This is a genomic window from Micromonospora sp. NBRC 110038, from assembly GCF_020884815.1.
Taxonomy (GTDB): domain Bacteria; phylum Actinomycetota; class Actinomycetes; order Mycobacteriales; family Micromonosporaceae; genus Micromonospora; species Micromonospora haikouensis.
Map to the genome: position 1 here is coordinate 85,053 of NZ_BBOL01000010.1, position 22,744 is coordinate 107,796.

At 73.9% G+C, this 22,744-nt stretch carries 26 protein-coding genes and 1 pseudogene; 10 read left to right on the plus strand and 17 right to left on the minus strand.

Features of this window, described 5'->3' with window-relative positions:
- Nucleotides 1–40 precede the first annotated feature (40 nt).
- The 10 genes and pseudogenes from LPU61_RS28065 to LPU61_RS28110 form a co-directional block, all read right to left on the minus strand.
- Nucleotides 41–1,183, minus strand: a complete 1,143-nt coding sequence (locus tag LPU61_RS28065) for a hypothetical protein (protein WP_229406673.1) — start codon at nucleotides 1,181–1,183, stop codon at nucleotides 41–43.
- Between the two features lie 57 nt (nucleotides 1,184–1,240).
- Nucleotides 1,241–1,990 carry a 1-acyl-sn-glycerol-3-phosphate acyltransferase gene (locus LPU61_RS28070; RefSeq protein WP_043966198.1) on the minus strand — a complete coding sequence of 250 codons (750 nt, stop codon included), beginning with the start codon at nucleotides 1,988–1,990 and terminating at the stop codon, nucleotides 1,241–1,243.
- Nucleotides 1,991–2,077: 87 nt separating this feature from the next.
- Nucleotides 2,078–4,138 carry a glycogen debranching N-terminal domain-containing protein gene (locus LPU61_RS28075; RefSeq protein ID WP_043966624.1) on the minus strand — a complete coding sequence of 687 codons (2,061 nt, stop codon included), beginning with the start codon at nucleotides 4,136–4,138 and terminating at the stop codon, nucleotides 2,078–2,080.
- The gene (locus LPU61_RS28080) at nucleotides 4,138–4,509 is read right to left on the minus strand and encodes an SCP2 sterol-binding domain-containing protein (RefSeq protein ID WP_043966195.1); all 372 of its coding nucleotides are present in this window, start codon (nucleotides 4,507–4,509) and stop codon (nucleotides 4,138–4,140) included. Before LPU61_RS28080 ends, LPU61_RS28075 begins: the two co-directional genes overlap by 1 nt.
- Before the next feature lie 159 nt (nucleotides 4,510–4,668).
- The gene (locus tag LPU61_RS28085; RefSeq protein ID WP_043966193.1) at nucleotides 4,669–5,085 is read right to left on the minus strand and encodes a CBS domain-containing protein; all 417 of its coding nucleotides are present in this window, start codon (nucleotides 5,083–5,085) and stop codon (nucleotides 4,669–4,671) included.
- An 86-nt stretch (nucleotides 5,086–5,171) separates the two neighbouring features.
- Entirely contained in the window at nucleotides 5,172–6,197 is a 1,026-nt protein-coding gene (locus tag LPU61_RS28090; protein WP_043966190.1) for an aspartate-semialdehyde dehydrogenase, read from the minus strand.
- A gap of 220 nt (nucleotides 6,198–6,417) precedes the next feature.
- Nucleotides 6,418–7,764 carry a pitrilysin family protein gene (locus LPU61_RS28095; RefSeq protein WP_229406674.1) on the minus strand — a complete coding sequence of 449 codons (1,347 nt, stop codon included), beginning with the start codon at nucleotides 7,762–7,764 and terminating at the stop codon, nucleotides 6,418–6,420.
- A complete protein-coding gene (locus LPU61_RS28100) occupies nucleotides 7,761–9,053 on the minus strand; it encodes a pitrilysin family protein (RefSeq protein WP_077938605.1) in 1,293 nt (430 codons plus the stop codon). The genes LPU61_RS28095 and LPU61_RS28100 overlap by 4 nt, the downstream gene beginning before the upstream one ends.
- 125 nt (nucleotides 9,054–9,178) lie before the next feature.
- Complete coding sequence (locus tag LPU61_RS28105; RefSeq protein WP_043966184.1) at nucleotides 9,179–9,394, minus strand: hypothetical protein; 216 nt, start codon at nucleotides 9,392–9,394, stop codon at nucleotides 9,179–9,181.
- A gap of 26 nt (nucleotides 9,395–9,420) precedes the next feature.
- Nucleotides 9,421–10,203, minus strand: a pseudogene (locus LPU61_RS28110) (alkaline phosphatase PhoX).
- A 313-nt stretch (nucleotides 10,204–10,516) separates the two neighbouring features.
- Here LPU61_RS28110 and LPU61_RS28115 point away from each other — a divergent pair.
- From LPU61_RS28115 to LPU61_RS28125, 3 genes are all read left to right on the plus strand, one after another.
- A complete protein-coding gene (locus LPU61_RS28115; protein ID WP_043966183.1) occupies nucleotides 10,517–11,626 on the plus strand; it encodes a 3-deoxy-7-phosphoheptulonate synthase in 1,110 nt (369 codons plus the stop codon).
- Nucleotides 11,627–12,356: 730 nt separating this feature from the next.
- On the plus strand, nucleotides 12,357–12,611 hold the full coding sequence (locus LPU61_RS28120) for a hypothetical protein (RefSeq protein WP_043966178.1): 255 nt from the start codon (nucleotides 12,357–12,359) through the stop codon (nucleotides 12,609–12,611).
- Nucleotides 12,612–12,643: 32 nt separating this feature from the next.
- Nucleotides 12,644–12,841, plus strand: coding sequence for a hypothetical protein (locus LPU61_RS28125; protein WP_043966176.1), 198 nt, complete (start codon nucleotides 12,644–12,646; stop codon nucleotides 12,839–12,841).
- An 82-nt stretch (nucleotides 12,842–12,923) separates the two neighbouring features.
- Here the strand turns inward: LPU61_RS28125 and LPU61_RS28130 are convergent, their stop codons facing one another.
- From LPU61_RS28130 to LPU61_RS28140, 3 genes are all read right to left on the minus strand, one after another.
- Nucleotides 12,924–13,463, minus strand: a complete 540-nt coding sequence (locus LPU61_RS28130; protein WP_043966174.1) for a DUF1360 domain-containing protein — start codon at nucleotides 13,461–13,463, stop codon at nucleotides 12,924–12,926.
- 61 nt (nucleotides 13,464–13,524) lie between these two features.
- Complete coding sequence (locus LPU61_RS28135; protein WP_229406675.1) at nucleotides 13,525–13,860, minus strand: hypothetical protein; 336 nt, start codon at nucleotides 13,858–13,860, stop codon at nucleotides 13,525–13,527.
- Nucleotides 13,860–14,174 carry a DUF6158 family protein gene (locus LPU61_RS28140; RefSeq protein WP_043966170.1) on the minus strand — a complete coding sequence of 105 codons (315 nt, stop codon included), beginning with the start codon at nucleotides 14,172–14,174 and terminating at the stop codon, nucleotides 13,860–13,862. Before LPU61_RS28140 ends, LPU61_RS28135 begins: the two co-directional genes overlap by 1 nt.
- Before the next feature lie 121 nt (nucleotides 14,175–14,295).
- Between LPU61_RS28140 and LPU61_RS28145 the strand changes: the two genes are divergently transcribed.
- The 3 genes from LPU61_RS28145 to LPU61_RS28155 all read left to right on the plus strand — a co-directional run bounded on the left by LPU61_RS28145 (nucleotide 14,296) and on the right by LPU61_RS28155 (nucleotide 16,270).
- The gene (locus tag LPU61_RS28145) at nucleotides 14,296–14,736 is read left to right on the plus strand and encodes a hypothetical protein (protein ID WP_229406676.1); all 441 of its coding nucleotides are present in this window, start codon (nucleotides 14,296–14,298) and stop codon (nucleotides 14,734–14,736) included.
- 51 nt (nucleotides 14,737–14,787) lie between these two features.
- The gene (locus tag LPU61_RS28150) at nucleotides 14,788–15,114 is read left to right on the plus strand and encodes a DUF3817 domain-containing protein (protein ID WP_043966165.1); all 327 of its coding nucleotides are present in this window, start codon (nucleotides 14,788–14,790) and stop codon (nucleotides 15,112–15,114) included.
- Nucleotides 15,115–15,286: 172 nt separating this feature from the next.
- Nucleotides 15,287–16,270, plus strand: a complete 984-nt coding sequence (locus LPU61_RS28155; RefSeq protein ID WP_229406677.1) for a C40 family peptidase — start codon at nucleotides 15,287–15,289, stop codon at nucleotides 16,268–16,270.
- Nucleotides 16,271–16,344: 74 nt separating this feature from the next.
- Here LPU61_RS28155 and LPU61_RS28160 read toward each other — a convergent pair whose 3' ends face one another.
- From LPU61_RS28160 to LPU61_RS28175, 4 genes are all read right to left on the minus strand, one after another.
- Nucleotides 16,345–17,334 (minus strand): RNA polymerase sigma factor RpoD/SigA, encoded by a 990-nt coding sequence (locus tag LPU61_RS28160; RefSeq protein ID WP_199486118.1) that lies wholly within the window; start codon nucleotides 17,332–17,334, stop codon nucleotides 16,345–16,347.
- A gap of 448 nt (nucleotides 17,335–17,782) precedes the next feature.
- Nucleotides 17,783–18,736 (minus strand): N-acetylmuramic acid 6-phosphate etherase, encoded by a 954-nt coding sequence (gene murQ / locus LPU61_RS28165; protein WP_043966159.1) that lies wholly within the window; start codon nucleotides 18,734–18,736, stop codon nucleotides 17,783–17,785.
- A complete protein-coding gene (locus tag LPU61_RS28170) occupies nucleotides 18,733–19,647 on the minus strand; it encodes a MurR/RpiR family transcriptional regulator (protein WP_043966157.1) in 915 nt (304 codons plus the stop codon). The genes murQ and LPU61_RS28170 overlap by 4 nt, the downstream gene beginning before the upstream one ends.
- A 224-nt stretch (nucleotides 19,648–19,871) precedes the next feature.
- On the minus strand, nucleotides 19,872–20,657 hold the full coding sequence (locus LPU61_RS28175) for a dTMP kinase (RefSeq protein ID WP_043966622.1): 786 nt from the start codon (nucleotides 20,655–20,657) through the stop codon (nucleotides 19,872–19,874).
- Between the two features lie 98 nt (nucleotides 20,658–20,755).
- Between LPU61_RS28175 and LPU61_RS28180 the strand changes: the two genes are divergently transcribed.
- The 4 genes from LPU61_RS28180 to LPU61_RS28195 are packed head-to-tail and all read left to right on the plus strand — an operon-like array spanning nucleotide 20,756 to nucleotide 22,614.
- Nucleotides 20,756–21,397 carry a nucleotidyltransferase family protein gene (locus LPU61_RS28180; RefSeq protein WP_255700247.1) on the plus strand — a complete coding sequence of 214 codons (642 nt, stop codon included), beginning with the start codon at nucleotides 20,756–20,758 and terminating at the stop codon, nucleotides 21,395–21,397.
- Nucleotides 21,394–21,690 (plus strand): hypothetical protein, encoded by a 297-nt coding sequence (locus LPU61_RS28185; RefSeq protein ID WP_043966155.1) that lies wholly within the window; start codon nucleotides 21,394–21,396, stop codon nucleotides 21,688–21,690. Before LPU61_RS28180 ends, LPU61_RS28185 begins: the two co-directional genes overlap by 4 nt.
- Before the next feature lie 13 nt (nucleotides 21,691–21,703).
- Nucleotides 21,704–22,477 (plus strand): metallophosphoesterase, encoded by a 774-nt coding sequence (locus LPU61_RS28190; RefSeq protein WP_043966154.1) that lies wholly within the window; start codon nucleotides 21,704–21,706, stop codon nucleotides 22,475–22,477.
- Nucleotides 22,468–22,614, plus strand: a complete 147-nt coding sequence (locus tag LPU61_RS28195; RefSeq protein WP_013288160.1) for a GPGG-motif small membrane protein — start codon at nucleotides 22,468–22,470, stop codon at nucleotides 22,612–22,614. Before LPU61_RS28190 ends, LPU61_RS28195 begins: the two co-directional genes overlap by 10 nt.
- Nucleotides 22,615–22,744: the final 130 nt, after the last annotated feature.

Consider the following 22,744-nt stretch of genomic DNA (forward strand, 5'->3'; position numbering starts at 1 on the left):
CACCCTAGCCGGCCACCCGCCGCCGCCCCACCGGATTCGGTCAGGGCGTGCGGGGGCCGATGCCGTCCTTCGTCGTGGGCGCCACCAGCAGCCCGACCTGGTGGCCGATGAACCGGTAGACGACCTGGCTGGCCGCCCACATCAGGTGGCCCCGGTCGCTGCGGGCGATCGCCCGCCCGTCGGCGTGGCCGACGCTGACGAACAGCACCCAGCTGCCCGACGTCGACACCACGTCGACCGTCTCGCCGTCGAGCCCGGCCTGCGCGGTGCCGGAGCGCAGTGGGCCCCGCCGCGCGCGGGCCACGGCCTCGGTCGGGAACAGCACCGCCGCGAGGCGCACGACGGCGTCGCTGTCGTCGGTGGTCCAGCTTCCCCGCACGGTACGCACGCAGCCGTCCAGCCGCCCGCCGCCGGCCAGCGCCCCGGCACAGCCCCGCCGGTCGTCGGTCGACGTGCGGGTGAGCGTGTCCCCGGCGGCGGTGAACGTGCGCTCGGGGAACGCCAGCTCGGCGGTGACCGGGACGGGCTCGACCCGGCCCAACGCCACCCCCAGCATGGCCAGGCACGCCCCGGCCGCGACGAGCGACGCCCAGACCGGCGGCAGGGCCACCTTCATGTTCTCGGCGAGCACCGCGACGACGAGGAGGGTGAGCACGGCCAGGGCGACGCCCGCCCCGGCCCAGGTGACGCCGGTGGCCGTCGCGTACCGGGCCGGGCCGTCGACGAGGTCGTCGAGGTCGTTGCGCCCGCCGGGCACGAAGAGGAAGCCGCCCACCACCAGGGGCGCCGCCAGCAGGATCAGCACCGGGCGGGCCCGGCCGGGCAGGCGGGACCAGAGCGCGACGGCGGCCACCACGTACAGGAACGGCACGGTGATCAGCAGCCAGCCCGCCGTGGCCATGCCGGGGCCGGTGCAGCCGGTGACCGCGCAGGCGTACCCCTGGATCCGCTCCCGGCCCACGTAGCCGAGCGCGGCCTGCGCCACGACGAAGGTGACCAGGCCGAACGCGAGCAGCGCGCCGAGCGACAGCCCGTCGCGGGCGGGCCGGGCGGGCGCCTCGGCACCGTCCTGGGCCTGCGGGGCGGCGTCCGGTCGCGGGGCGGCGTGCCGCCGTTCCGCGTCCGCGCGGGCCTGCGCCACCAGGTCGACGGACCGGCCCCGGCCGCCCTTGAGGTTCCACATGATCGCGAGGCTAGAACAGCCGCGCATCCCGCGACCGGCCCCGCCGGACGGCCCCGGTCAGGCGGCGGGGGTGCGCCGGCCGCCCCGGTCGAGAGCGAGGGCCTCCTCCTGCGTCGGCGCGGTGCCGCCGAGGTGGGCCGGCTGCCACCAGCTGTCGTCCGGCCCGGCCGGGGTGTCCGGGTACGCCCGCTGGGCCCGGTCGACGAGGGCGGTCAGCCGGGTCTTCAGCTCGGCGCTCAGCGCGTTCGCGTCGGCGTGGTCGGCCGGGTCGATCGGCTCGCCGACCAGGATGGTGATCGGGGTGTGCCGGCGGGTCAGCGTCCTCGGGCGGCCCTTCGTCCAGAGCCGCTGGGTGCCCCACAGCGCGACCGGCAGCAGCGGCACGGCGGCCTCCTGCGCCATCCGGGCCGCCCCGTTCTTGAGGTCCTTCACGGTGAACGAGCGGCTGATGGTGGCCTCGGGGAAGACGCCCACCACCTCGCCGCGGCGCAGCGCGTCCACGGCCGTGCTGTAGGAGCCGGCACCCGCCCGCCGGTTCACCGGGATGTGCTTCATGCCGCGCATCAGCGGGCCGGAGACCTTGTGCGCGAACACCTCGTGCTTGGCCATGAACCGCACCAGCCGGCCGGACGCGTGCGCGCCGTAGCCGCAGAAGATGAAGTCCAGGTAGCTCACGTGGTTGCTGGCCAGCACCGCGCCGCCGGTGCGCGGCACGTGGTGGCTGCCCTCCACGGTCAGGCGCAGGTCGAGGACCCGGAACATCGTCTTGGCGGCGGCGATCACGGGCGGATACACGAGTTCCGGCATCCGGCGACTTTACCCTGCTGGGGGTGGGGGCACGCCAGGGCCGGACGTACCCTCCCACGGCGTGCCGCCACCCCCGGGGGCGACTCGTCAGTCGGCCAGGTTGTGCAGGTCCAGCCGGCCCCGGGCGAACGCGTCGACCTTGCCCCACCGGCCCGGGATGTCCAGCACCTCGATCCGGCCCATGCCGATGGGCAGGCGCGGCTCCACCGACAGGTGCCCCTCGTGCGGTTCGATGCCGAGCATGGTGCGCAGCAGCAGCATCGGCGCGCCCGTCGACCAGGCCTGCGGGCTGCACGCGGTCGGATACTCCACCGGGAACTTGGTCAGCTCCCGCTGGTAGCCGCCGAACGCCTCCGGCAGCCGCCCGTCGAAGTAGCGGGCCGCGTCGAGGATCCCGTTGGCGATGACGGCGGCCTCCTCGGCGAAGCCGTACCGGCGCAGCCCCCACGCGATGAACGAGTTGTCGAACGGCCAGATCGTGCCGTTGTGGTAGCCGATGGGGTTGTAGCGGACCTCCCCCTCGGCGAGCGTCCGCACCCCCCAGCCGGAGAACAGCCTCGGCCCGACCAGGTGCTCGGCGATCCGTTCGGCCCGGTCGTGGTCGACGATGCCGCTCCACAGCAGGTGGCCGATGTTGGAGCTGAGCACGTCGGCCCGGCGGCCGTCAGGGTCGAGGGCGAGCGCGTAGAACTGGCCGTCGTCGACCCACCAGTCCCGGTTGAACCGCTCCTTGAGCTGCGCGGCCTCCCGCTCCAGCCGGTCGGCGTACGCGGGGTCACCCCAGAACTCGCGCGCCATCCGGGCGGCCCGCATCTTCGCGTCGTACGCGTACCCCTGCACCTCGCAGGTGGCGCGGGGGAAGGGCAGCAGGGTGCCGTCGCGGTACGAGATCGAGTCCCAGGAGTCCTTCCAGCACTGGTTCTCCAGGCCGGTGTCGGTGTTGCGCCGCTCGTACCAGATGTAGCCGTTGCCGACCAGGTCGGCGTAGTCGTCGATCCACTTCAGCGCGGCCCGGCACTCCTGCTCCAGCTCCCGCACCAGTGACTCGTCGCCGCTCCACCGCTCGTACTCGTCGAGCAGCACCACGAACAGCGGCGTCGCGTCGACCGAGCCGTAGTACGGCGAGTGGGGCTGCTCCTCGAACGCGGCCGTCTCGCCGTACCGCATCTCGTGCAGGATGCGCCCGGGGTCCTCGTCGCGGAAGTCGTCGAACCGGGTGCCCTGCAACGAGGCGAGGATGCGCAGCGTCGTCTTGGACAGCCCCGGGGCGAACGGCAGCACCTGGAGGCAGGTCAGGATGCTGTCCCGGCCGAACATCGTCATGAACCAGGGCAGGCCGGCGGCGGGCAGGGTGGTGCCGCCGAGCGACAGGGGCGAGAAGCGCAGCGCGGCGAGGTCGACGAGGCTCCGCCGGTACGTGCGGGCCAGGTGCTCGCACTCGCTGTTCACCTTCGGCGCGGCGGCGATCCACTCCTGGAGGTCGTGCTGGAGGGCCAGCCGCTCGGTGCCGTGCGCCCGCACGCCCATCCGCAGGTCCCGCCCGCCCGGCCCGAGGGCGAAGGTCTGCACGTCGATGTCGGTGCTCCACTGCTCGTTCGGTTCGAGGTGGACGCTGAACGAGAAGCCGTTGCGGTCGTACGTGGCCGTCCGCGAGCAGGAGATGACCGTCTCCCGCCGGAAGTTGCCCCGGCGGTAGCCCAGGCGCAGCCGGTCGGCCTCGGCCTCGGCGTACAGCTCGCCCTTCTTGTTGACGATCTCGTCCTTGACCTGGAACAGGTCGGCGAAGTCGGAGCCGGCGTCCATCCGGACCTGGAGGTCGACGGGCTTCTCGTCGTGGTTGAGGATGGTGACCTGCTCCCGGAAGCTGCCGCCGACCATCCGCTCGCGGATGATCGACAGCTTCGCGTCGATGTAGTGGGTGGCCATCCCCGGCACCAGGAAGAACCGCGCCTCGTAGTATTGGAGGTCGTCGTAGGACAGGGCGTTGAGCCGCTCGCCGTTGACGGTCAGCACCCAGCGGGACAGGAACCGGGTGTCGAGGGAGAACATGCCGGTGGGCTCGCTCGGCGTCGCCTCGATGTCGCCGGTGTCCTCGGAGACGACGAAGGTGCTGCCGTCGAGGATCCGGATCGTGTTGCCCTCCGTCATCAGCACGCCTCCCTCTGGAACAGCCGCTGCGGGCCCCTGCTGGTCGGCGGGCCGGGGAAGAGCCGCTCGACCTGCACCACCAGCCGGGCGTCGCCGCTGACCGTCATGTCCCCGCGCAGGATCGCGGCGATGCCGTCCTCCCGGCCGGCGGCGAGGTCCTCGAAGAGGACGGGGCTGGTGTTGACGACCGTGTCCGCCTCCCGGTCCTCCTGGCTGACGCTGATCCGGCCCCGGTCGATCGCGACCAGCCAGTGGGTGGTCTGCGGCCCCTCGTGCAGGTCGAAGCGGATGGTTCCGGTTGTCTTGACCAGCAGCGGCTCGTACCCCCGCCGGTCCAGGTCCTCGAAGAATCTGGTGGTCGCGTCCGGCATCGGGCCTCTCCCCTCCCGTCGACCCGCGGCGTTCGACGTCGGGAAAGGGTCCCCGTCCGGTACGGGGTCAACCTCACCCGGATCGGGTGAGGCGGAGCGGGCGCGCACACGACGCGACGCCGGCCCCCGGGTCGGGGGCCGGCGTGCCGCGGCGGACGGTCAGTTGTTGGGGTCGTCGGCGCTGATGTCCGCCAGCACCGACTGCGGCTCCCGCTCGACCGCGAGGTCGCCCATGGAGACCAGGCCGACCAGCCGGCCGTCGTCGATCACCGGCAGCCGGCGCACGGCGTACGTGCGCATCAGGTCGGCGGCGGCCACGGCGTCGTCGTACTGGCTCACCGTGATCACGTCCCGGCTGGTGATCTGGTTGAGCCGGGTCGTGTTGGGGTCCATCTCCTCGGCGACGCCCCGGACCGCGATGTCCCGGTCCGTGACGATGCCGACCACGTCGTCACCTGCGGTCACCACCACGTCGCCGATGGCGCTGTCGCGCATCTCCCGCGCGGCGGCGGTGAGCGTCTCGTGGCCGTCCATCGTCACCAACCGGGTCGTCATGAACTCTCCGACCGTTGTCATGGTGCTCCCCTCTCGGTGTCGGCACCGCCGTGTCTACCCGCCGCCCCGGCGGGGTAACGCAGCGTGCCGCAGGGGCGCGCCGGCGGTCAGCGCAGCTCGGCGGCGACGAGTTCGGCGAGCTGGACGGCGTTGAGGGCGGCGCCCTTGCGCAGGTTGTCGTTGGAGCAGAACAGGGACAGGCCGTGCTCCACCGTCTCGTCGGCGCGGATCCGGCCCACGTACGTCGGGTCGTGGCCAGCGGCCTGCAGCGGGGTAGGCACGTCGGACAGGGCCACGCCGGGCGCGCCGTCGAGCAGCTCGCGGGCCCGCTGCGGGGTGACCGGCCGGGCGAACCGGGCGTTGATCTGGAGCGAGTGGCCGGTGAAGACGGGCACCCGGACGCAGGTGCCGGAGACCTTCAGCCCGGGGATCTCCAGGATCTTGCGGCTCTCGTTGCGCAGCTTCTGCTCCTCGTCGGTCTCCGCCGAGCCGTCGTCGACGATCGAGCCGGCGAGCGGGAGCACGTTGAACGCGATGGTCCGGGCGAAGACGCGGGGGGCGGGAAACTCCACGGCCGTGCCGTCGAACGCCAGCCCGGCGGCCTGCTCGGCGACCTTGCGGACCTGCTCCTCCAGCTCAGCCACGCCGGCCAGGCCGGCACCGGAGACCGCCTGGTAGGTGGAGACGACGAGGCTCACCAGCTCCGCCTCGGCGTGCAGGGGGCGCAGCACCGGCATCGCGGCCATGGTGGTGCAGTTCGGGTTGGCGATGATGCCCTTCGGGCGGTGCGCGGCGGCGTGCGGGTTGACCTCGGCGACGACCAGCGGCACGTCCGGGTCCATCCGGAACGCCGACGAGTTGTCGATCACCACCGCGCCGGCCGCGGCGACCCGGGGGGCCAGCTCCAAGGCGGTGCCCTTGCCGGCGGAGAAGAGCACGATGTCCAGGCCCGCGTAGTCGGCCGTGGCCGCGTCCTCGATCGTCACCTCGCCGCCGCGCCACGGCACGGTCCGCCCGGCCGACCGGGCGGAGGCGAACAACCGCACCTGCTCCGCCGGGAACTCGCGCTCCGCCAGCACCTGCCGCATCACGCCACCGACCTGGCCGGTGGCCCCCACAATGCCGATCCTCATGCCCGCGAGGCTACCCAGGTCGGCGGCCGGGCCGGGAACGCTTTCCCACCGCCCGGGCGGCGGCCGGACGGGCCGGGGGCGGCCCCGCGCCGCAACGTCGGCGTCGCCACCGCGCGCCGCGCCGGAATTTCCGGGGCGTGGGCGGGCCCCGGCCGGAACATCGCCGCCCCGGCCGGGCCGCCCCGCCGGCCGGGGCGCGACGCGAATCACACCGCCCGGGTCAGGGGCGGACGTCGACGATCTCCCCGAGGCCGGTGGCCGCCAGCTCGTCGCGGATGAGGGCGGCGTCGCCCTCGACCACCAGGGTCAGCGACTCCGGGTGCAGGTGGGTCGCGGCGGCGGCCGACACCTCGGCCACGTCGGCGGCGAGCAGGGACTCGCGCAGCCGGGCGTGGTAGTCGTCCGGCAGGTCGTGCACGACCAGGGTGGTCAGCGCCGACGCGATCGCCCGGGGGCTCTGCAGCTCGACCGAGAGCTGCCCGGCCCGCCACGACCGCGCCACCGCCAGCTCGTCCTCGGTCACCCCGCCGGCCCGGGTACGGGTGATCTCCCCGACCGCCTCGACGAGGGCCGGCGCGGTCACGGCCGTCTGCACCCCGGAGCTGACCGCGAACCGGCCGAACCGGCGGGACGAGGCGAAGTCGCCCCGGATGCCGTACGTGTAGCCGCGCACCTCGCGGATCAGGTGGTTGAGCCGGGAGGTGAACGCGCCGCCGAGCACCGTGCCGGCCAGGGCCATCGGCACGTGGTCGGGGTGCGCCCGGTGCGGGGCGGTGTGGCCCAGCCGCAGCGTGGACTGCACCGACCCGGGGCGGTCGACCAGGATGATCCGCCGGCCGGCGCGCAGCGGCACGTCGATCGGGCCCTCGACCGGGGTCGGGCCGCCGCCGGTGCCGGCGAACGCCGCCGCGCCCAGCGCGTCCAGGTCGAGCCGGTCCAGGTCACCGGCGACGACCAGGGTGCCGGGGCGCAGGAACCACTCGGAGTGGAAGACGGTGACGTCCTCCGGGTCCAGGGCCGCCACCGAGTCCGGGTCGCCGTACATGGGTCGACCCCAGCGGTTCTGCGCGCCGAACAGGTCGGCCCGCAGCGCCGCCTCGGCCCGGGGCCCGGGGTTGGCCCAGTCCATCCGCAGGGCGGTCGCCTCGTCGTCGCGGACCCGGCGCAGGTCGTCCGGGTCCAGCTTCGGCGTGCGGACGGCCTCGGCGAGCAGCTCGACGGCGGCGCCGAGCCGCTCCACCGGCACCTGGACGCTGACCTGGAACGAGTCCCAGTCGAGCCCGGTCACCAGCTCGGTGCCGAGCGCCTCGATGGCGAGCGCGTACGCGGTGGCGTCCCGCTGCGCCGTGCCCTCCTCCAGGGCCTTGGCCAGCACCGCGCCGAGCCCCTCCCGGCCGACCGGCTCGCGGCCGGCCCCGGCGTCGAGCAGCAGCAGCGCCACGGCCAGGTTCTGCCCGGGCAGGTGCGCGGCGACGACCCGGCCGCCGGCGGTGTCGCGGCGCACCACCTGCGGGAACCGGTACGGCCGGGCCAACCCCGGCCCGGGACGGTCGGCGATCAGGCTCATGCGGTCTCCTCGGGCAGGTAGGTCAGGGTGACCCGGTCCTCGGCGCGCAGCGCCTCGGCGGCGAGTTCGGCGATCTGGTCGGCGGTGACCGCCAGCCAGGCGGGCAGCCGCTCGGCGGCCTTCGCCGGGTCGCCGAACTGGGTGGCGTACCGGCCGAGGATGTCGGCGCGGCCGTCGACGGTGGACATCTGCCGCCACCACGCGGTGCTGAGCAGCGCCTTGGCCCGGTCCAGCTCGGCGGCGGTGACCGGCACGGTGGCCAGCTCGTCGACGACCTCGGCCACCCCGGCGGCCAGCCGCTCCCCGGTCACCCCGTCCCGGGCGGTGGCGGTGACGATCAGCGGGGCCGGCGCGTGCCGCAGGTCCACCCCGTACGCGCCGACCAGGTCGGGCTGGGCGAGCCGCTCGCCGTCGGCGAGGCGCTGGTAGAGGCGGCTGCCCCGGCCGCTGCCCAGGACGGTGGCCAGGACGGTCAGCACGTCGTACCCGGGGGTGCCGAACGGGTGGGTGCGGTGCGCGACGAACACGCGGGGCGCGGGCACGGCGGCGGTGACGGTCTCGGCGACCGGCGCGCCGGCGCGGGGCACGTGCCGGCCGTCCGGCGCGGCCGGGATCGACTCCCGGGCCGGGATCGCCCCGAAGTACTTGTCGGCCAGCGCGAACACCTCGGTCGCGGCGGCGTCGCCGACCACGGTCAGCACGGCGTTGTTCGGCGCGTAGTAGGTGCGGTGGAACGCCTGGAAGGTGGCCAGGTCGGCGGCGTTCAGGTCGGCCATCGACCCGATCGTCGCGTGGTGGTAGGGGTGGCCGGGCGGATAGAGCAGCGGCAGCAGCCGCAGCCACGCGTCGCCGTACGGGACGTTCTCGTAGCGCTGGCGGCGCTCGTTCTTGACCACGTCCCGCTGGTTGTCCAGGGTCTCCTGGGTCAGCGCCGGCACCAGGCCGCCCATCCGGTCGGCCTCCAGCCAGAGCGCCAACTCCAGGTGCTCGGCCGGGACGGTCTCGAAGTAGTTCGTCCGGTCCGGGTTGGTGGTGGCGTTCAGCGAGCCGCCGGCGCCCTGGACGAGCTTCATGTGCTCGGTCTTCGCCACGTTCACCGAGCCTTCGAACATGAGGTGCTCGAAGAGGTGGGCGAACCCGGTCTGCCCGTCGGGCTCGTGCCGGGAGCCCACGTCGTACCAGAGGTTCACCGCGACCGCGGGCGCGGTGCGGTCCTCGCTCACCACCACACGCAGGCCGTTGTCCAGTCGGGTCGTTTCGATCGGCCAGGGGAAACCGCTGTCGGGCATGGCCCGACGCTATCCGATCCCGAGGTCGCAGGCGTGACGCGAGTGGGTCGGCGCGGCGCGGCACGGCCGGTCCCGCCCGCCCCGGGCGGCGCGGGCCGCCGCCCGGGGTGGACGGGGTGGGGCTCTCAGTCCGGGGGCTCGATCGTGGTCACCGTCTCGTCGGAGGTGCGTTGCTCCAGCACCGTGTCGGGGGCGGCGGAGCGGTCGGCCTCCCGCCGGTCGGACTCGGCGAGGATCGCCTCGGCCTGGGCGTAGGCGTCGTCGCTGCCCACCGCCGCCTCCTCGGGCAGCAGGTGGGCGCGGGAGGAGATCCGGTCGGCGTCGCTCTGGTCGTGACTCATGCCGGAGTCTCTACCCAGTGGGCGGCTCAGCGGAACGGGCCGCGCACCTCGTAGGTGATCCCGCCCGACGACGCGCCGGAGGTGCCGCGCTGGGAGGAGAAGTAGAGCCGGGTGCCGTCCGTACGCCAGGTCGATGCGCTGCGCGACCGCGTCGTACGCCCAGACCCGGTTGTCGCCCTTGGTGGTGAACCAGCAGGTCCCGTCGGCGTACCAGCAGCCCTCGCCGCCGTCGAACCGCTTGGCCCCGGAGACCTGCTGGCGGGTGTACGTCGGCGAGCCGTCCGGGTCCGGCACCCGGGCCCAGGTGACCGGGCCGCTGGTGGCGGTGCCGTCCCGCCCTGCGGGTACGTCTCGTAGACGTACCCCCGGCTGACCTCCTCGCAGGAGAGCCAGGTGCCCCACGGGGTCGCGCCGCCGGCGCAGTTCTGGTTGGTCCCGGACAGGATCCGGTACGCCGAGGCGATGCTCCCGTCGGCGGCGAACCGCACGGCCGACGCCCCGCCGCCCGGGTTGATCTCGGAATTCGAGACGTAGATCCACCCGGTTCCGGCGGGGAAGCAGGCCCCGCCGTCGGGGGCGTCGTGCCAGGCGTACGAGGTGCCGGCGACAGCCTGCCGGGACCGGGCCACCACCCGGCTGGTGAACCCGGCGGGGAGCTGGATGCCGTTGCCGTCGGCGGCGCCCAGCGGCCCGTACGGACCCGTCCCGGGCTGGGCGGGGGCGGCCGACGCGACGGACGACCAGAGGCTGCCGGCCAGCGCGGCGGCCCCCGACGCGGCGGTGGCGCGCAGCAGCGTACGACGGTCCATTCGAACCTCCAGGCGATGGTGTGTGGCGCCGAAACTACCGACGAATACATCGACGAAAGTGAGCGTGAGGCGAGGCTTTCCCGACGACGGGGTGAGCCTTTCCCGCCGCGTCGGGTAGGCTGGTCGGCGTGACGCGGTCGTATCGATGGTTTAGACAGCCGGCTGGAGGAGCCGGTGACTTCACCGTGATCTGACGTCACTTCCTCTTCGAGCCGGCTGGGCAGGGGCCTGATTCCCTGCCCTTTTGCGTACGAGCAGCCGGCTCGACCTCGGGCGCCGGCCCCGGGGCACGGTCGGCGGAAGGAACCCCACCGTGACGTCCCCGGACAGCCATCGCGTCATCGACCAGCGGATCGACCGCGTCGTGCCGTTGACCACCCCGGCCCTGCTCCACCACCACCTGCCCCTGGACGCGGCGCTCACCGAGGCCGTGCTCGACGGCCGGCGCGCGGTCGCCCGCGTGCTGGACCGCGCCGACGACCGGCTGCTGGTCGTGGTCGGCCCGTGCTCGGTGCACGACCCGGCGGCCGCCCTGGAGTACGCGGCCCGGCTGCGCACCGTCGCCGACCGGCTCGCCGACGACCTGCTGATCGTGATGCGGGTCTACTTCGAGAAGCCGCGTTCCACGGTGGGCTGGAAGGGCCTGATCAACGACCCGGCGCTGGACGGCTCCGGCGACGTGAACACCGGCCTGCGCACCGCCCGCGCGCTGCTGCTGGACGTGCTGCGGCTGGGCCTGCCGGTGGGCTGCGAGTTCCTCGACCCGATCACCCCGCAGTACATCGCCGACACCGTCGCCTGGGGCGCGATCGGCGCCCGCACCGTGGAGAGCCAGGTGCACCGGCAGCTCGCCTCCGGGCTGTCGATGGCGATCGGCATGAAGAACCGCCCCGACGGCAGCATCGGCACGGCCGTGGACGCGATCCGCGCGGCCGGCGTCCCGCACGTCTTCCCCGGCATCGACGTCTCCGGCACCCCGGCGATCATGCACACCCGGGGCAACGCCGACGGCCACCTGGTGCTGCGGGGCGGCAACGACGGCCCGAACTACGACGCCGCCTCCGTCGCCGCGGCGCTGGCGCAGTTGCGGGCGGCCGGGCTGCCGGAGCGGGTCGTGGTCGACGCGAGCCACGCCAACAGCGGCAAGGACCACCGCCGCCAGCCGCTGGTCGCCGCCGACGTCGCGGCCCAGCTCGCCGCCGGGCAGCGCGGCATCGTCGGCGTCATGCTGGAGAGCTTCCTGCTCCCCGGCCGGCAGGACCTGGACCCGACGCGGGAGCTGGAGTACGGCCGCTCGATCACCGACGCCTGCCTCGGCTGGGACGACACCGAGGGGGTGCTGGACGACCTGGCCGCCGCCGTCCGCGCCCGCCGCGCCACCCCGGCCACCACCTCTCCCACCCCGACCTCCACCCCCGCCTGACGCCGGCGAGGGGCACGTCGCGGTCACCGACGGTGACTGCGACCCTCGACCGAGAGGGATCCGGGGCGGTCTCACGCTGCGTGCCGGCCGGCCAACCCCACGCCGGCTCCCGCATCTCCTTTGCTCTGCACCCACCGGCGCAGCACCCCGGCGGAACAGCATGTTTGCGGTGTCCGCGCGGGGTCGGCCCGGATGGCTTGGTGACGCCCCGTAGCCGTTGCGTCGGCGGGTGCAGAGCAAAGGGGGCGGGAGCGGATGGCGGACGTCGCCCGGCAGACCCCGGCCGGCGCCCGCCGGCGGTAGCGGTGCGTCACGCCGGACGGTGCTCAGGCGGGCGCGGCACGAGGCGCGCCCCGGCTCGGCTCCTGCCACCTGCGGCCCGGGGTGGGCAAAGCCAGCGGCGCCCCGGCCGAAAGACCGGGGCGCCGCTGGTGTCGGTGTGCAGGTCGCCTCTCGGCGCGTGGCGCGACGCGGCTCCAGCCGGACGGTATTCCGCGAAGGCATTTCAGGTGAGGCCCGGGGACACTGGGCACACCGACACCCGTCACAACCGGCGGGGCCCGGTCGATGTTCCGGCCGCCGACGTGACGGGCGTCACGCCACGGGCGCGACCGCCCGGCGCGCGACCGCCCGGCCCGGCCCGACGCGACCCGACACCCTGTGCGCGCTCGCCCCTCCCGGGTTTGGTCGTTTCCGCCCCGGGTAGCTGATCGTCGTGACCGACGAAGCTGTGACCGACGAAGCACCCGTGACGGCGGCCCCCGTGAGCGACGCCGGCCCGGTCGGGGAGCCGGACACCCGGCAGCTCGACGAGTTGCTCGACGACGTCTACCGCGGCCAGGAGCGGATCAGCCAGGCGGACATCTACCGCCGGGCCGTCGCCGCCGAGCTTCCCGCGTCGCTGCTCACCCGGATCGCCGCCCTCCCCCAGGGCGAGTACGCCGTGGACGAGGCGGCCGACCTGCTGGGCGGTTCGGCACCCTGACGCCCCGGCCACGCAACCGAGAGGACAGCCAGATGACCGATCGCCAGGAGCAGCACCACGAGCACATCGAGGCGCTCGGCCAGCCGCCGGAGGGCCTGGACAGCACGCCCGAGCCGGACTTCGCCAACGAACACGACCGGACGGCCGTCGACGCGGACGTGATCACCGGCGAGGACGAGGACGAGCGCGAGCCGGAGTCGCCGCACGGCTGGTCCGGCATGCAGCGCTGAGGCGAGGCGCAGGCCGCGGCAGACGCGAACGCGAAGGGAGGGGGCCGGCGAGGGCCCCTCCCTTCGGGCGTACGACAGGGGATCAGTCCTTGTGGTGGCCGCCCTCGGCCGCCTGCTGGGCCACGGCGTAGCCCATCTGGAGGAAGTCGGAGGCCGCGACCGCGGTCAGGGCGGTGGCCACCAGCCGGGTCAGCCGGGGGGCCAGGACGAGCCCGCCGGTGAGCCCGGTGGCCACCCAGACGGCCAGGCAGAACGGGCAGCTCAGCAGCTCGCCGATGGCGTGCCGGGTGGGGCTGCCCGAGTCGCGGACCTGCTCCATCACCTCGCCGCTGCCGATCGGGTGGTCGTAGCGGGTGAACGGGGCGCGCAGCGGGCTGGTCACCGCGTCCTTGGACAGCAGCCGGCTGAGCTTGTGGGTGGCGATGGCGAGCAGCACCACGTCGGCGGTGGCGGGCCGGTCGGGCACGGGGCGGCCGGTCGCCCGCACCAGGCCCGCGATCGTGGCGGCCACGCCCGCGTACGTGCCCATCGCCGCGAGGTAGCCGCCCAGCGGGCGGTGCTCGTGCGGCGCGTACGCCTGGCGCAGTCGCGCCACCTTCTGCTTCAGGCTGCTCTCGCTCAACCCGGTCTCCTCATCGTCTGCGCGTCGCGGCCCCGCGAGGGGCCCGCCGCCGGCCGGCCGGTCAACCGGCGGTCAGGTTGTCGGCCACCTCGCGGGCGAGGTTGGCCAGGATCTCGTCGGCGAGCCCGGCCTCCGCCCCACCGGCCGCGCCGGCGAGGTCGAGGCGCACCCGCGCGCCCCCGGCGTCGGCCGGCTCGACCCGGATCTCGGCCGACCAGCCGGGCGCGGAGTCGCTGCGCCACCAGGCCCGCAGGTCCCCCGCGTCGACCTCGGGGCGGCTGTCGCCGTCGGACCGCAGCGGCTCGGGCAGCCAGGCCGCGGCGCGATCCGGGTCGGTCGCCGTGCTGAACACCACCTCCGGCGGCGCGGACATGCCGCGCTGGGCGCGTGCGGTCATCACTCGTCCCGCAGCCTGGCCGGGTCGATCTCCCGCCCCGGGTGCCGGGCCAGGTACTCGGTCTCCAGCTCCGCCGTGCGGCGCAGGTGGTTGGCGAGCGCCGAGTCCGACGCGTGCCGCAGGGTGTCGAGGCGGGTGCGGTGCAGGCTGTGCATCTCGCGGATCAGGTCGTCGTCGGCGAGCTCGGCCGGGTCGATGCCGGGCTCCTCGTCGGTGCCCGGGTCGCGCAGGTGGTCCCCGTCCCATTCGGGCATCCGCTGCTCCGGGCTGGCCTCGGCCGGGCCGGTGGTCGTCCGCCAGGCTGATTCGGTCATGTCGCCCCCCTCGTCTCGTCTGGGCTGGCGTCTAGACGGATGCCCACCCGCGCCCCCGGCAAACCACCGGCACTACGACGCCGCGTCGGAGACGACGCCGTCGACCGGTACCCTCGATGCCATGAAGCGGCTCTGGACACCGGCGTGGATCGCCCGCCACGTGGCCATGGTCGTGCTGGTCGTCGGCTTCCTCGGGCTGGGCTGGTGGCAGATCACCCGGGCCGCCGGGGGCAATGCGCTGAGCTGGGGGTACGCGGTCGAGTGGCCGGTCTTCGCCGCGTTCGTGCTCTTCGTCTGGTGGCGTGAGCTGCGGCACGCGCTGCGGTCGGCCCCCGGCGACGAGCCGGCGGAGCCGGCGACGGAGGAGCCGGCCCAGGCCGACCGGGTCGCGGCGGCCACGCCGTCCGCCACCCCCACGGTGGTACGCCGGCCGGTGCGGGTGTCCCGCGCGCCGGCCACGCCGGTCGACGGCGCGGACGACGCCGACCTGGCCGCCTACAACCGCTACCTGGCATGGTTGAACGCCAACCCGGGCGCCCGACCCGGTGACTATCCCGGCTGACGCCGGTTCGCGACTATCCGGCGCAGGCCGGTTTCGGAAGGACGGACGAAGGTGGGCGGAGCCCTTACCCGGTACCGCGTGATCGCCTGGATCGTGGGCGTGGCGCTGGTCGTGCTGGTCCTGGTCGGCATGCCCCTGAAGTACGGGTTCGACGAGCCGGCCGTGGTGGCGGTCGTCGGCACCGCGCACGGCTGGCTCTACATGGTCTACCTGGCCGCGACGTTCGACCTGTCCCGCCGGGCGGACTGGCCGTTGAAGCGGATGCTGCTGGTGATGCTCGCCGGCACCGTCCCGTTCGTGTCCTTCTACGCCGAGCGTCGGGTCAGCGACTGGCTCGCCCCGCGGCCCGCCCCGGCCGTGGAGCCGGTGGCCGGCTGAGTAGGTCCCCTTTCGCCACTTTCGTCCCTGCTTCACCTGCGGGTAACTTCCGTCCCGCGCTAGGTTGATCAGGCCGGACCGGTCGACCGCCGTCCACCAGGACAGCCCCGGGCCAGTGCCGACGCGGCGTCCGTGACGTCGTGCCGGCTGGTGGGAGAGGAGCCCTCCGCTCTTGTCGTCCCTCAGAAATTCGCTGCGCGCACTGGTGACGGCCGGCCTCGTGGCCACGCTGATCGCCCCGGCGTCGGTGGCTCGGGCCGAGCCGACCCCCGCCGAGCTGACGCGGCGGATCGAGAAGTCCTCGACCGAGCTGGAACGGGTCGTCGAGTCCTACAACAAGCTCAACGAGGACATCAAGGCGAACAAGGCCACTGCGGCGAAGCTCGCGGCCCGGATCGGGCCGCTGGAGGCGCAGACCGCGCAGAGCCGGGCGGACGTCGGCACGATCGCCGTCACCGCGTACAAGTCGGGCCGGTTGGACACCGCCAACGCGCTGCTGAGCCCGGGCGGGCCGAGCACCCTGCTGGACCGCCTCGACACCCTCGACCAGCTCAGCCGGCAGCGCCAGCAGCGGATCGCCGGCTACACCGAGAACCAGCGCCGGCTGCTCGACCAGAAGGGGCGGCTGGACGCGACGCTCGCGAAGCAGGCCGCGCAGGCGAAGCAGCTCACCGCCAGCCGCAAGCGGATCGAGAAGGACCTCGCCGAGCTGTACGAGATGCGCCGGCAGGCGTACGGGCGGGCCACCGAGCCGACCCCGTCGAAGGCGCGCTCGGGCGGGAAGTCCGGCGAGAAGGCCCCGGCCGTCTCGGGCCGGGCCGGCGCGGCCGTGCGGTACGCGTACGGGGCGCTCGGCAAGCCCTACGTCTGGGCCGCCGACGGCCCGAACGGGTACGACTGCTCCGGCCTCACCTCCGCCGCCTGGCGGGCGGCCGGCAAGTCCCTGCCGCACAACACGCGGATGCAGTGGGGCGTGGTCAGCCACATCAGCCGCAGCGAGCTGCGCCCGGGCGACCTCGTCTTCTACAACAGCCTGGGCCACGTGGCCCTCTACGTCGGCGACGGCCAGGTGATCCACGCGCCGACCTTCGGCCGGCACGTGGAGAAGCGCGACGTCGACCTGATGCCGCCCTACGGGTACGGCCGGGTCCGCTGACCGGCTCCCGCGCGACGGCGAACGGCCGGCGTCCCCCTATCGGACGCCGGCCGTTCGCCGTCATTACTACCAGCTCAGGCGGCCTGCAGCCCCTCCGCCCGGGCCAGCTCGCGCAGCCGGCCCAGCGCCTGGATCTCCAGCTGCCGGATCCGCTCCCGCGACAGCGAGAACCGCGACGCGACCTCGGTCAGCGAGTGCTCCCGCCCGTCCTCCAGGCCGTAGCGGGCCCGCATGATGCCGGCCGACCGGTCGTCGAGGTGGTTGAGCAGGCCCTCGATGCGCTGCCGCTCCAGGCCGGTGAGGACGATGTCCTCCGGCGACGGGGCGTCGCTGTCGGCGACCAGGTCGCCGAGGTTGGTGTCGCCGTCGTCGCCGACCGGCGTGTCGAGCGACACGGTGTCCTGCGACCAGCGCACCAGCTCGTTGACCCGCTCGACGGTGACGCCGAGGGCCGCCGCGATCTGCTCCGGCTCCGGGTCGCTGCCCAGCTCGCGGGTGAGCTGCCGGGCGACGTTGCGCATCCGGTTGACGTCCTCGACCAGGTGCACCGGGAGCCGCACGGTGCGCTCCTGCTGGGCGATCGCCCGGCTGATCGCCTGGCGGATCCACCAGGTCGCGTAGGTGGAGAACTTGAACCCGCGCTCGTAGTCGAACTTCTCGACCGCCCGGACCAGGCCGGTGTTGCCCTCCTGGATCAGGTCGAGCATGGGCATGCCCGAGCGCACGTAGCGCCGGGCGATGGAGACGACCAGCCGCAGGTTGGCGCGGATGAAGAGGTCCTTCGCCCGCTCCCCCTCGGCGACCACCCGCTCCAGGTCGTCCCGGGCGACACCGGCGGGAACGCTGTCCGTCTCGAGCAGGTGCTCGGCGTACAGCCCGGCCTCGATCGACTTGGAGAGGTCGACCTCGGTGGCGGCGTCCAGCAGTGGCGTCCGGGAGATCTCGTGAAGGTAGACTCCGACCAGGTCGCGCTCCTCGGCCACCTCGTCGGTTCGCATGCCGATGTTCTTGTCCACGTTGCCCACGGTCCCCTCGCTCGCGCCGGTTGCCCGGTTCCTTGCCATCCCCACGTCCATCAGCCCTCCCCCGTAACTTCCGCTGTGCCCTCCGGTGCTGACCTGACACCTGCACAACAGTTGAGACGCGTCGGGGATTCCATGTCGTGAGTCGAAAGTGTCACGAATGCCTGAGTAGTAGCTGAGAGCCCGGTCCATGTTTGCTGTCAGCACCCCGAAAAGTGGCTCGCCGTTGGCGCCACCGACGGGTCGGCGGATCGACGGAACGCGTCCGCCTCTGGCATGGCACCATCGCCACCCCGGGGCGCACAGCGACCCGCGTCACCGCCGTACTGCGATCCTGGTCACCGGCTGATACGCGGCGGCGGACCGGTCGGTTCATTCACGGATACGGAATACCCTCGCCCCGGTTGAACAATCCGTGGCGTGTGGTAAGTCCCACCGTCGGCGCTTGGTGACCACCGTCACGGCCCCGCACCGGTGGTGCCGCAGACGCTCAGGAGGCGAGCAGGTCGAGCGCGCCCCTGACCTGGTCGGCGGCGCGGGCCAGGGCGGCCCGGGCGGCGGGGACCTCGGCGCCGGAGACGAGCGACACCAGGGCGGTCTTGAGGTCACCGTCGGCCTCGTGCAGGGCCCGCCGGCAGACCTCCTCGGCGCAGCCGGTGGCCTCCATCAGGATCGAGATCATCCGGCCACGCAGCTTGGCGTTGGTGGCCACCATGTCGATCATGAGGTTCGAGTAGACCCGCCCCAGCCGCACCATGACGGCCGTGGAGAACGTGTTGAGCACCAGCTTCTGCGCCGTGCCCGCCTTCATCCGAGTCGAGCCGGTCACCACCTCGGGGCCGGTGTCGACCCCGATGAAGACGTCGACCGACCCGGCGGCCTCGGCCTCCGGGTTGGCGCAGAGCAGCACCGTCGAGGCCCCCTGGGCCCGGGACGCGGCGAGCGCCCCGAGAACGTACGGGGTGCGTCCGCTGGCCGCCAGCCCGACGACGAGGTCGCCCGCGCCGACGCAGTCGGCCGCCTCGGCCGACCCGCCCCGGTGGTCGTCCTCGGCGTCCTCGACGGCCCGCCACATCGCGTCCGGGCCGCCCGCGAGGTGGGCGCAGAACCAGTGCCGGGGCGAGTTGAAGGTGGGTGCCAGCTCGGCGGCGTCCAGCACCCCGAGGCGGCCGGAGGTCCCGGCGCCGAAGTAGTGCACCCGGTGCCCGCCGCGCAGCGCGGCGACCGCGAGGTCGACGGTGGCGGCGATCTCGTCGAGGACCGCCGCGACGGCGGCCGGCACCCGCCGGTCCGCCTCGTTGATCACGGTGAGCACGTCCCGGGTGGACATCAAATCGAGGTCGACGCTGCGCGGGTTGCGCCGCTCGGTGGGCGCACCCACCCGGACCACCGGGCGGGCGGGGACCGCCGCGACCTCCCCGGGCTCGACGCGCCCGGCCGTCATCCCCGCCTCCGGCCGGGGCCGACCCGCCGGGTCCGCACCGCGTCGGCGGTGACCTCCAGCGCCCGTCGGGCCCGCGCGCGGTTGCGGGCGGCCACCCCGACGAAGAGGCAGTCGACCACGGTGAGCTGGGCCAGCCGGCTGGCCATCGCACCCGAGCGGTACGTCGTCTCGCGGGCGGCCGTGGTGAGCACGAAGTCGGCGACGTCGGTGATCGGCGAGCGGGGGAAGTTGGTCAGCGCCACCGTGCTGGCCCCCCGGGCGCGGGCCTGCTCCAGCACCTCGATCACGTCGGCGGTGGTGCCGCTGTGCGAGATGCCCACGGCCACGTCGCCCTTGGCGAGCAGCGCGGCCGAGGTGAGGGCGGTGTGCACGTCGGGGAAGTAGAACGCCATGCGGCCGATGCGGTGCAGCTTCTGCTGGAAGTCCGAGGCGACGAAGCCGCTGGCGCCCGCGCCGTAGACCTCGATCCGCCCCGCGCCGACGATCGCCTCGACGACCTGCTCGCAGACGGCCGGGTCGAGCTGCTCTGCCGTCTCCTCCACGGCCCGGGCGTCGTTGAACGCGATGGTGGCGATGATCTGGGCCAGGTCGGCGCCGGGCGGGATGTCGCCGCCGACGACCCGGGCGTCCGGCGGCTCGACCCGGCGGGCGGCCTCGGCGGCGAGCCGGATGCGCAGCTGCGGGTAGCCGTCCATCCCGACCGAGCGGCAGAACCGGATGACGGTCGCCTCGGATGTCTCGGCGGCGGTGGCGAGGTCGGTGATGGTGCGCCGGGCGGCGTCCGCCGGGTCGGAGACCACCAGCCGGGCCACCCGCTGCTCGGCGGGCGACAGCGAGGGGAGCAGGCCGCTGATGTGGACGATCAACCCACCCGGCTCGTGACTCGCAGAAATCTTCGGACTCTTCGCCACGGATGAAACTTACTTTCACCGGGCGCGAGCGTCAACCATGTCTCCACGTATCGGGAAAAAAGTACTCCGGACGTTCACGAGTGTTGCGGAAAGACTGTCATCCACGCAGCGCTCGACACCTCCCCCGGAGGGGCCCCGCCCCGTGCTGGACGGGGGCGGCGACCCACCGTCCGGGCGGCGGCACCCTTCGGTGGGGCACCCGGGGTGGGCCGGCCGGCCTACGGTCAGGCCTGACCCGCCACGAGCAGCCCCGGCCCCCGGCCGGCGTCATCGACGGGGCGCGCCACCGGGCCGGGCGTGCCGGTCGGTGCGGCCGGAGCGGGCTCGGCCGGCGGCGGAGCGGCCGGGGCGGCGGCCTCGGCGGGCGCGGCACCCTGGGCCGGCAGCCAGGCGGCCAGGTGGGCCCGGATCTGCCGGGACACCTCCTCGGGCGGGCGGCCGGCGTCGACGACCACGAAGCTGGGGAACTCGGGCAGCGTGCGGTACGCCGTGTCGGCGGCGGTCAGCCAGCCCATCGTCTCGTGGTCGGTGCCGCGCCGCTCGATCCGCTGGTACGCCTCGGCCGGGTCGACCGCGAGCAGGAAGGTGACCTGCGGCGGTGGGAAGAGGCGGTAGCCGGCGCGGGCCAGCCGCTCCCAGCGCTGCCCGCCGTGCGCCCGGATGCTGGCGTACTGGCAGGCGGAGTAGCGGTCCATGACGGCCGTCCGGCCGGTGACGAGGCAGCTCAGCAGCGCCGCCGCGATCGCCAGCCAGCGCAGCACGGACTCGACGGCGAGCAGGCCGCGCCGGCCGACCAGCCGCTCGGCGTCGGGGCGGCCGAGCCGCTGGGCGACGCGGCCGAGCCAGCGACGGCCGCCGGCGTTGCGGTGGTAGGTGGCGGGGCGGCCGGCGGCGGTCAGCGCCTCGGCGAGGTGGTGGGCCTGGGTGGTCTTGCCCGACCCGTCGATGCCGATCAGGGCGACGGCGCGCAGTCGGGCCCCGCCCCGCCGGTCCCGCAGTGATCTGGCCACCTTCACCAGACTATCGGACCCGCGCTCACCTCCGGCGTTTCGTCCCTTTGCAGCCGGTTCGCGCCCCGAGCGGCGAGGCTCAGGTGTGGGCGAACGAAATGCCGGGTACGCAAATCGAATCCGCCTGTCCACGACACGACCGACGGGAGAGCCACATGGCCGAGCGCGGGGACGAGACCCTGGTGCACACGCTGAAGAAGGTCGCCGCCGTGCTCAAACAGTCCGAGATCCCGTTCGCCCTCGGCGGCAGCTTCGCGGTGTACGCCCACGGCGGGCACTCCAGCGAGCACGACGTCGACTTCCTGATCCGGGGCGAGGACGTGGACCGGGCCCTGGAGGCGCTGGTCGAGGCGGGCTTCGACGCCGAGCGCCCGCCCGAGGACTGGCTGGTGAAGGTCTACGACGACGGCCGGATGGTGGACCTGATCCACCGCCCGATCGAGACCCCGGTCACCGAGGAGACGTTCGCCGACACGATCGACCGCCCGGTCGACGCGATCCACATGCCCGTGCTGTCCGCGTCCCTGCTCATGGTGCACAAGCTGCTCAGCTTCTCCCAGCACTACTGCGACTTCGCCCGGGCGCTGCCGCTGGCCCGGTCACTGCGCGAACAGATCGACTGGGAACGGGTACGCAAGGAGACGCAGCACTCGCCGTACGCCGAGGCGTTCCTGGTGCTGCTCGACCGGTTGGACGTGGTGCCGTACGCCGGCGCCACCGAGGAGAAGGAGACCGCGTGAGCGAGCACCGTGACAGCGCCGCCGGGACGCCCGCCGTCACCGCCGGCCCGCCCGACGAGTACGTGGAGGCCGAGATCCACCGGCTGCTGGCCGAGGACCCGGCCGTCGCCGAGCAGGGGATCACCGTGGTCCGCCGGGAGCGCGGCCTGGTCCTCTACGGCGAGGTGGAGAGCCCGCACCGGCGCGAGGAGATCCTGCGCCGGGTCGCCGAGCGCTTCCCCGACGTGCCGGTCACCAGCGACATCGGGGTGATCCGCACGCAGGCGCCCACGCAGGTCGAACAGCTGCCGTGAGGGAGGTCGGAAGGTGATCCGGATCGCCGCCGTGGGCGACGTGCACCTGGACGAGGACGTGGTGGGCCGGTTCCGGCCCGCCCTGGACGAGTTGCCCGACTGCGCCGACGTGCTGCTGCTCGCCGGCGACCTGACCCGGCACGGCACCGAGGCCGAGGCGCGCTGCGTGGCCCGGGAGTTCGGCGGGCTGGGCGTGCCGGTGGTGACGGTGCTCGGCAACCACGACCACCAGTGCGACCAGGTGCCGCAGGTGGTCAAGGTGCTGGAGGAGGCGGGCATCCGGGTGCTGGAGGGCGAGGGGATCGTGCTGGAGTTCCCCGCCGGGCGACTCGGCGTGGCCGGGGTGAAGGGCTTCGGCGGCGGCTTCGCCGGCCGGTGCGCCAGCGACTTCGGCGAGCCGGAGATGAAGGCGTTCGTCCGCACCACGAACGAGAGCGCGGAGGCGCTGGGCGCGGCCCTACGGGGGCTGGACTGCGACCTGCTGGTGGCGCTGACCCACTACTCCCCCGTGCCCGACACGCTGGCCGGCGAGCCGCTGGAGATCTACCCGTTCCTCGGGTCGTACCAGCTCGGGCAGGCCATCGACTCGGCCCCCACCGCGCTGGCCCTGCACGGGCACGCGCACGCCGGCAGCGAGCGGGGCACCACCCCGGGCGGGGTGCGGGTGCGCAACGTGGCCCACCCGGTGATCAAGCAGGCGTACAGCATCTTCCACCTGGGAGATCACCTGGACGCCGGGGAGGTTTCCCGGATCGGTCAATCGGGTACTCAGCAACCATGGAGCTGATTCTCTGGATTCTCGCAGTCGTACTCGTGGTCGCCGGCATTCTCGCGCTGTTCCGCCGGCAGATCCTGTGGGGCATCGTCCTCATCGTGGTCGGGCTGTTGGTCGGCCCGGGCGGGGTCAGCATCTTCAACACTTGATTCCCCGACTTCGTCGTATCCACCACCGACCCGCCGGGGTCGTCGTGACCGGAGCCTCGTCCTCCCAGACAGGGGCCACCGGACAGGACGACCCCGGCGCCATGCCGTCCGGGGTTTGCCCGCGCCGGCC

What these genes read in the sequence shown, in the direction of transcription:
- LPU61_RS28195 (WP_013288160.1), top strand. Translation starts at nt 22,468, where the DNA reads ATGGAGCTGATTCTCTGGATTCTCGCAGTCGTACTCGTGGTCGCCGGC.
- murQ (WP_043966159.1), bottom strand. Translation starts at nt 18,736, where the DNA reads ATGACGGCCGGGCGCGTCGAGCCCGGGGAGGTCGCGGCGGTCCCCGCC.
- LPU61_RS28080 (WP_043966195.1), bottom strand. Translation starts at nt 4,509, where the DNA reads ATGCCGGACGCGACCACCAGATTCTTCGAGGACCTGGACCGGCGGGGG.
- LPU61_RS28065 (WP_229406673.1), bottom strand. Translation starts at nt 1,183, where the DNA reads ATGTGGAACCTCAAGGGCGGCCGGGGCCGGTCCGTCGACCTGGTGGCG.
- LPU61_RS28180 (WP_255700247.1), top strand. Translation starts at nt 20,756, where the DNA reads ATGCCGGGTACGCAAATCGAATCCGCCTGTCCACGACACGACCGACGG.
- LPU61_RS28100 (WP_077938605.1), bottom strand. Translation starts at nt 9,053, where the DNA reads ATGCCCGACAGCGGTTTCCCCTGGCCGATCGAAACGACCCGACTGGAC.
- LPU61_RS28075 (WP_043966624.1), bottom strand. Translation starts at nt 4,138, where the DNA reads ATGACGGAGGGCAACACGATCCGGATCCTCGACGGCAGCACCTTCGTC.
- LPU61_RS28125 (WP_043966176.1), top strand. Translation starts at nt 12,644, where the DNA reads ATGACCGATCGCCAGGAGCAGCACCACGAGCACATCGAGGCGCTCGGC.
- LPU61_RS28090 (WP_043966190.1), bottom strand. Translation starts at nt 6,197, where the DNA reads ATGAGGATCGGCATTGTGGGGGCCACCGGCCAGGTCGGTGGCGTGATG.
- LPU61_RS28070 (WP_043966198.1), bottom strand. Translation starts at nt 1,990, where the DNA reads ATGCCGGAACTCGTGTATCCGCCCGTGATCGCCGCCGCCAAGACGATG.
- LPU61_RS28145 (WP_229406676.1), top strand. Translation starts at nt 14,296, where the DNA reads ATGAAGCGGCTCTGGACACCGGCGTGGATCGCCCGCCACGTGGCCATG.
- LPU61_RS28085 (WP_043966193.1), bottom strand. Translation starts at nt 5,085, where the DNA reads ATGACAACGGTCGGAGAGTTCATGACGACCCGGTTGGTGACGATGGAC.
- LPU61_RS28140 (WP_043966170.1), bottom strand. Translation starts at nt 14,174, where the DNA reads ATGACCGAATCAGCCTGGCGGACGACCACCGGCCCGGCCGAGGCCAGC.
- LPU61_RS28095 (WP_229406674.1), bottom strand. Translation starts at nt 7,764, where the DNA reads ATGAGCCTGATCGCCGACCGTCCCGGGCCGGGGTTGGCCCGGCCGTAC.
- LPU61_RS28105 (WP_043966184.1), bottom strand. Translation starts at nt 9,394, where the DNA reads ATGAGTCACGACCAGAGCGACGCCGACCGGATCTCCTCCCGCGCCCAC.
- LPU61_RS28160 (WP_199486118.1), bottom strand. Translation starts at nt 17,334, where the DNA reads ATGGCAAGGAACCGGGCAACCGGCGCGAGCGAGGGGACCGTGGGCAAC.
- LPU61_RS28135 (WP_229406675.1), bottom strand. Translation starts at nt 13,860, where the DNA reads ATGACCGCACGCGCCCAGCGCGGCATGTCCGCGCCGCCGGAGGTGGTG.